Origin of the sequence: Citrobacter sp. (genome assembly GCF_050252275.1) — a bacterium.
Taxonomy (GTDB): Bacteria; Pseudomonadota; Gammaproteobacteria; order Enterobacterales; family Enterobacteriaceae; genus Citrobacter_A; species Citrobacter_A amalonaticus.
This window is the reverse complement of sequence record NZ_JBFWLF010000326.1, coordinates 1-4,845: the sequence shown is the minus strand read 5'-3', so window position 1 is coordinate 4,845 and position 4,845 is coordinate 1. Positions and strand designations below refer to the sequence as shown.

The window sequence follows — 4,845 nt, the reverse complement described above, 5'->3', positions numbered from 1 at the left end:
GCGAACTGCTGCGCCAGCTCGTAATCGAGCCCGTACGGCTTACCGTCGAGTTTCGCCCAGGTGAGCGGCGACTCAATTGTGCTCACGCGCAACTCTCCCCGCGACTGGATCGCGGCGATACGATTATCGGCTTTACCGAACCAGGGGATAGAGGGCCAGAGGGCCGCCGCCAGCAGCAGCGTCAGTATGCCGATGAACAGATAATTAATCTTTAATTTTTTCAATTAGTTAATTCTCTGAACCGTGCGTTGCCTCAGGATGGGAAAAAGAATAGAAAGGCCAGGAGTATTCATCAATGAGCGGCATTTTGCTTAAACTTGCGCCAGTTGGCAACTAATTACAGCCATTGGCAGCATCGTATGACAATAACGGCGGTGGATTTTATTTCGACGCAAACGGTTTCGTCGGCGGCTCAGATTCTTTATAATGACGCACGTTTCCCCACTTGGGCACACCGAAAGCTTAGCTTAGAAGACGAGAGACTTATGATGGAAATTCTGCGTGGTTCGCCTGCACTGTCCGCATTCCGTATTAACAAACTGCTGGCACGTTTTCAGGCTGCCAACCTCCAGGTAAGCAATATTTACGCCGAGTACGTCCATTTCGCTGACCTGAACGCCCCGTTGAACGAGGATGAGCACGCGCAGCTTGCCCGTCTGCTGAAATACGGTCCCAGCCTGAGCAGCCACACCCCGGAAGGGAAACTGCTGCTGGTGACGCCTCGCCCTGGCACCATCTCCCCCTGGTCTTCCAAAGCGACAGATATCGCCCATAACTGCGGTCTGCAACAAATTGACCGTCTGGAACGCGGCGTCGCTTATTACGTTGAGGCCTCCACGCTAAGCGCTGAGCAGTGGCAGTGGGTTGCCGCTGAACTGCACGATCGAATGATGGAGACAGTGTTCTCTTCGTTAACCGATGCGGAAAAACTGTTTGCTCACCATCAGCCGGCGCCGGTTGCAAGTGTTGATCTGCTGGGTGAAGGCCGTCAGGCGCTGATTGATGCTAACCTGCGTCTCGGTCTGGCGCTGGCGGATGACGAAATTGATTACCTGCAGGACGCGTTTACCCGACTGGGGCGCAACCCGAACGACATCGAACTCTACATGTTTGCGCAGGCGAACTCTGAGCACTGCCGCCACAAGATTTTCAACGCCGACTGGATCATCGATGGCAAGCAACAGCCGAAGTCGCTGTTCAAGATGATCAAAAACACCTTTGAAACCACACCGGACCACGTGCTTTCCGCGTATAAAGATAACGCGGCGGTGATGGAAGGGTCTGAAGTGGGGCGTTACTTTGCCGACCACGCGACCGGTCGCTATGACTTCCACCAGGAGCCGGCGCATATCCTGATGAAGGTGGAAACCCATAACCACCCGACGGCGATCTCGCCGTGGCCGGGGGCGGCGACTGGTTCCGGCGGTGAAATCCGTGATGAAGGGGCAACCGGACGCGGCGCGAAGCCAAAAGCCGGTCTGGTGGGCTTCTCCGTTTCTAACCTGCGCATTCCGGGCTTTGAGCAGCCGTGGGAAGAAGACTTCGGCAAGCCAGAGCGTATTGTGACCGCGCTGGATATCATGACTGAAGGCCCGCTGGGCGGCGCGGCGTTTAACAATGAATTTGGTCGTCCTGCGCTGAACGGCTATTTCCGTACTTACGAAGAAAAAGTGAACAGCCACAATGGCGAAGAGCTGCGCGGCTATCACAAGCCGATCATGCTGGCGGGCGGGATTGGTAACATTCGTGCCGATCACGTACAGAAAGGCGAGATCGTCGTCGGGGCGAAGCTGATCGTTCTCGGCGGTCCGGCGATGAATATCGGCCTGGGCGGCGGCGCGGCTTCCTCGATGGCCTCCGGCCAGTCTGACGCGGATCTTGATTTTGCCTCGGTACAGCGTGATAACCCGGAGATGGAACGCCGCTGCCAGGAAGTGATCGACCGCTGCTGGCAGTTGGGTGACGCCAACCCGATCCTGTTTATCCACGACGTTGGCGCCGGCGGTCTGTCGAACGCGATGCCTGAACTGGTTAGTGACGGCGGACGCGGCGGTAAATTCGAACTGCGTGACATCCTCAGCGATGAGCCGGGTATGAGCCCGCTGGAGATCTGGTGTAATGAGTCCCAGGAACGTTACGTACTGGCTGTGGCGGCGGACCAACTGCCACTGTTCGACGAGCTGTGTAAGCGCGAGCGCGCGCCGTATGCGGTAATTGGTGAGGCGACCGAAGAACAGCATCTGTCGCTAAACGATCGTCACTTCAACAACCAGCCTATCGATCTGCCACTTGACGTACTGCTCGGCAAAACGCCGAAGATGACCCGCGACGTTCAGACGCTGAAGGCGAAAGGTGAGGCACTGGATCGTGCTGACATCACCATTGCGGATGCAGTTAAACGCGTTCTGCATCTGCCGACGGTGGCGGAAAAAACCTTCCTGGTCACCATTGGCGACCGTACTGTGACCGGGATGGTGTCTCGCGATCAGATGGTCGGTCCGTGGCAGGTGCCGGTGGCGAACTGCGCGGTGACCACCGCCAGCCTCGACAGCTACTACGGTGAAGCGATGTCGATCGGCGAACGTGCGCCAGTGGCGCTGCTCGACTTCTCCGCTTCTGCCCGTCTGGCGGTCGGGGAAGCATTGACCAATATCGCGGCAACGCAGATTGGTGATATCAAACGCATTAAGCTTTCCGCTAACTGGATGGCCGCAGCCGGTCACCCGGGCGAAGATGCCGGTTTATACGAAGCGGTGAAAGCGGTCGGTGAAGAACTCTGTCCGGCGCTGGGTCTGACGATTCCGGTGGGTAAAGACTCGATGTCGATGAAAACCCGTTGGCAGGAAGGCAACGAACAGCGCGAAATGACCTCGCCGCTGTCGCTGGTGATTTCCGCTTTTGCCCGCGTGGAAGATGTGCGTCATACCATCACCCCGCAGCTTTCTACTGAAGACAACGCGCTGCTGCTGATCGACCTGGGCCGTGGCCACAACGCGCTGGGCGCGACGGCGCTGGCGCAGGTATACCGCCAGCTTGGTGATACGCCGGCAGATGTGCGTGACGTCGCGCAACTGAAGGGCTTCTACGACGCGATGCAGGCGCTGGTGGCGCAACGTAAACTGCTCGCTTATCACGACCGTTCCGATGGCGGCCTGCTGGTGACGCTGGCGGAAATGGCCTTTACCGGTCACTGTGGGGTTCAGGCGGATATCGCCGCACTGGGCGACGATCGTCTGGCGGCGCTGTTTAACGAAGAGTTGGGTGCGGTGATTCAGGTACGTGCCGGGGATCGCGAGGCGGTGGAAGCGCTGTTGGCGCAACACGGTCTGGGCGATTGCGTACATTACCTGGGCCAGGCCGTCACGGGCGATCGTTTTGTTATCGAAGCCAACGGTCAGACCGTCTTCAGCGAAAGTCGCACGACGCTTCGCATCTGGTGGGCCGAAACCACCTGGCAAATGCAGCGTCTGCGTGATAACCCGGAGTGTGCCGATCAGGAGCACGATGCGAAAACCAACGATGCCGATCCGGGCCTTAGCGCGAAGCTGACCTTTGATATTAATGACGATATCGCCGCACCGTATATTGCGACCGGTGCGCGTCCGAAAGTGGCGGTACTGCGTGAGCAAGGGGTGAACTCTCACGTCGAAATGGCTGCGGCGTTCCAGCGTGCAGGCTTTGACGCGATTGACGTGCACATGAGCGATCTGCTCGGTGGCCGCACGGGTCTGGGTAACTTCCAGGCGCTGGTGGCCTGCGGCGGCTTCTCTTACGGCGACGTACTGGGCGCGGGTGAGGGCTGGGCGAAATCAATTCTGTTCAACAACCGCGTGCGCGATGAGTTCGAAACCTTCTTCCATCGTCCACAAACGCTGGCGCTGGGGGTGTGTAACGGCTGTCAGATGATGTCGAATCTGCGTGAACTGATCCCGGGCAGTGACCTGTGGCCGCGCTTTGTGCGTAACCATTCGGATCGCTTTGAAGCCCGCTTCAGCCTGGTTGAGGTGACCCAGAGCCCGTCTCTGTTGCTGCAGGGCATGGTCGGGTCAATGATGCCTATCGCCGTCTCGCACGGAGAAGGGCGCGTTGAAGTTCGCGACGCAGCCCATCTGGCGGCGCTGGAAAGCAAAGGTCTGGTCGCACTGCGCTTTGTCGATAACTTTGGCAACGTAACGGAAACCTACCCGGCTAACCCGAACGGCTCGCCGAATGGGATTACCGCTGTCACCACGGAAAGTGGTCGTGTGACGGTGATGATGCCGCATCCGGAACGTGTGTATCGTACCGTCAGTAACTCATGGCACCCGGAAAACTGGGGTGAGGACGGTCCGTGGATGCGTATCTTCCGCAACGCCCGCAAGCAGTTGGGATAAGGCACCCGTAATGATGAAAGCCCGGTGAATGTCATCGGGCTTTTTTTTGCACGAGGGACAGGTTATTTTTTGACTTCCTGTACGCGCATTTCATTGACTTGCTGAGGGTCGATGACGTTGCCTTTTTTCAGGTAATCAATCACCGCATCGGAGAGGTTATATCCGCCGCGGACCTGCTTATTTTTACCGTCGGTAAAAGCCATAAAACCATCACCGCCCGGCGCGAGGAAACTGTTGGTTGCCTCGAGATAGGTTTGCGTATCGACAATGTTTTTGCCGTTAAGTGTAAATGTCGTCACGCGCTGGCCGACCGGTTTACGCGGGTCGTAGAGCATTTCAGCGCCTATCGACATCTGTAATACGCCGTTGCTCAGCGACGCCCCATGCTCCATCAGATTGCGTAATGATTTACCCGTTAAATCCATCACGGTCAGTTCATTAGGGAACGGGAAGGCGCTAATAATATCGCCAA

Annotated in this window: 2 protein-coding genes and 1 pseudogene; 1 reads left to right on the top strand and 2 read right to left on the bottom strand. The window is 57.4% G+C overall.

The genetic code is table 11. The features are described from left to right. Positions 1–224 (bottom strand): annotated as a pseudogene (locus AB7E14_RS20645) (membrane-bound lytic murein transglycosylase MltF); the annotation flags it as partial. Between the two features lie 261 nt (positions 225–485). Here AB7E14_RS20645 and purL point away from each other — a divergent pair. Further along, positions 486–4,373 carry a phosphoribosylformylglycinamidine synthase gene (gene purL / locus AB7E14_RS20640; RefSeq protein WP_316962750.1) on the top strand — a complete coding sequence of 1,296 codons (3,888 nt, stop codon included), beginning with the start codon at positions 486–488 and terminating at the stop codon, positions 4,371–4,373. Between the two features lie 62 nt (positions 4,374–4,435). On the opposite strand, the gene AB7E14_RS20635 is transcribed toward purL, so the two are convergent. Then, a partial coding sequence (locus AB7E14_RS20635) for a 5'-nucleotidase C-terminal domain-containing protein (protein WP_428169876.1) occupies positions 4,436–4,845 on the bottom strand: 410 nt, incomplete at its 5' end.

Bases quoted from the DNA above. Each gene is read 5' to 3' on its own strand.
- purL (WP_316962750.1), top strand. From the start codon at position 486: ATGATGGAAATTCTGCGTGGTTCGCCTGCACTGTCCGCATTCCGTATT.